This window comes from Streptomyces sp. NPDC127197, from assembly GCF_042672405.1.
GTDB classification, from domain to species: Bacteria; Actinomycetota; Actinomycetes; order Streptomycetales; family Streptomycetaceae; genus Streptomyces; species Streptomyces flavusporus.
In genome coordinates this window covers 1-2,215 of the sequence record NZ_JBHXVG010000126.1, presented here as the reverse complement: position 1 = coordinate 2,215, position 2,215 = coordinate 1, and the positions used below count along the sequence as shown (strand labels likewise).

The window sequence follows — 2,215 nt, the reverse complement described above, 5'->3', positions numbered from 1 at the left end:
TGGGCCAGGCCGTCGGACGCGGCGAACCGACGGTGACCGTCGCCCACATCGACTGGGCCCGATTCGTGCCCGCGTACACCGCCGCCCGGCCCAGCAGGCTGATCTCCGACCTGCCGGACGTACAGGATCTGCGGGCGGCGGCCGGAGCGGCCGCGTCCGGTGGTGACGACGGGACGTGGACGGCGCAGAACCTGTCGGGGCTCTCCGAGGCCGAGGCACAGCGGCTGCTGCTGGACCTGGTGCGGACGCAGGCCGCCGCTGTGCTCGGGCACGCCTCGGCGGACGCGGTGAACGCCTCGCACGCCTTCAAGGACATCGGTGTCGACTCGCTGACCGCGGTCGAGCTGCGCAACCGGCTCGTCGCCGTGACCGGCCTGAAGCTGCCGCCCACGCTGGTCTTCAACCATCCGACGCCGCAGGCGCTGGCCCGCTTCCTGCACACTCAGGCGACCGGGGCGGAGGGCGATGGCCCGGCGGAGTCCGGCTCCGCGCTGCCCGTCCCGGCGGGTGCCGCGGCCGACGACGACCCGATCGTCATCGTGTCCATGGCCTGCCGCTACCCGGGCGGGGTGCGCTCGCCCGAGGACCTCTGGCAACTGCTGGCCGACGGCCGGGACGCCGTGTCCGTGTTCCCGGCGGACCGGGGCTGGGACATCGACGCGCTCTACCACCCCGATCCGGAGCGGGCGGGCACGTCGTACGTCCGTGAGGGCGGATTCCTCTACGACGCCGCCGAGTTCGACGCCGAGTTCTTCGGGATCTCGCCGCGCGAGGCCCAGGCGATGGACCCCCAGCAGCGACTTCTGCTGGAGACCTCCTGGGAGGTGTTCGAGCGGGCCGGGATCGACCCGCGGTCGGTGGCCGGCAGCCAGGCAGGCGTTTTCGTCGGTGTGGCGTCCCAGGACGAGTACGGGCCGCGCATGAGTGAGGCGCCCGAGGGTTTCGAGGGGTACCTGCTCACCGGCACCGCGGCGAGCGTGATCTCCGGCCGGGTGGCGTACACCCTCGGTCTGGAGGGCCCTGCCGTCACCGTCGACACGGCCTGTTCCTCCTCGCTGGTCGCCCTGCACATGGCCGTCCAGGCACTCCGCGACGGCGAGTGCACCCTCGCGCTCGCGGGCGGCGTCACCGTCATGGCCTCCCCGGGGACGTTCGTGGAGTTCAGCCGGCAGCGGGGGCTCGCTCCCGACGGCCGCAGCAAGTCGTTCTCCGCCTCGGCCGACGGCACCAGCTGGGGCGAGGGCGCGGGCGTCCTGCTCCTGGAGCGGCTGTCGGACGCCCGCCGCAACGGGCATCCGGTCCTGGGCGTCGTGCGCGGTACGGCGGTCAACCAGGACGGCGCCAGCAACGGCCTGACCGCCCCGAACGGTCCCTCGCAGGAGCGGGTCATCCGGCAGGCGCTCGGCCGGGCCCGGCTGACCGCCGCCGACGTGGACGCCGTCGAGGCGCACGGCACCGGCACCAGGCTCGGTGACCCGATCGAGGCGCAGGCCCTGCTGGCCACGTACGGGCAGGGCCGGGCGGCCGAACGGCCCTTGCTGCTCGGCTCCTTGAAGTCGAACATCGGACACACGCAGGCCGCGGCGGGTGTGGGCGGAGTCATCAAGATGGTGATGGCGATGCACCACGGTGTGCTGCCGAGGACGCTGCACGTGGACGAGCCGACTCCGCACGTCGACTGGTCCGCCGGGGCGGTGTCGCTGCTGCGGGAGGCGGCGGAGTGGCCGCAGACCGGGCGGCCTCGCCGGGCTGGTGTGTCGTCCTTCGGTGTGAGCGGCACCAACGCCCACGCGATCATCGAGCAGGCCCCCGCTGTGGAGGAGGGCCCGGCCGTCTCCGAGGCGCCCGGCGCATGGGCCGGACCAGTGCCGTGGGTCGTCTCCGGGCAGGGCACGGACGTCCTGCGCACCCAGGCCGGGCGGCTGCGGTCGTTCGTCTCGGTGCGGCCCGAACTCCCCACGGCCGACGTGGCGTTCTCGCTCGCCACCTCGCGGGCGGCGCTGGACGACCGGGCCGCCGTGGTCGCGGTGGACCGGCCGGACTTCCTGGACGCGCTGGACGCGCTCACGCGGGGCGAGGCGGACAGCCGGGTCATCACCGGTTCCGTGGACCGTGCACAGGGCCGGTTGGCGTTCCTGTTCTCCGGGCAGGGCAGCCAGCGGGCCGGGATGGGCCGCGAACTCTACGCCGCCTTCCCGGTGTTCGCCGCAGCCCT

At 74.0% G+C, this 2,215-nt stretch carries 1 protein-coding gene; it reads left to right on the top strand.

What is annotated here, in order from left to right; translation table 11 throughout:
• Window positions 1-2,215 (top strand): beta-ketoacyl synthase N-terminal-like domain-containing protein (locus ACFVJQ_RS45835; RefSeq protein WP_385791929.1); only part of this gene is annotated, 2,215 nt, incomplete at both ends.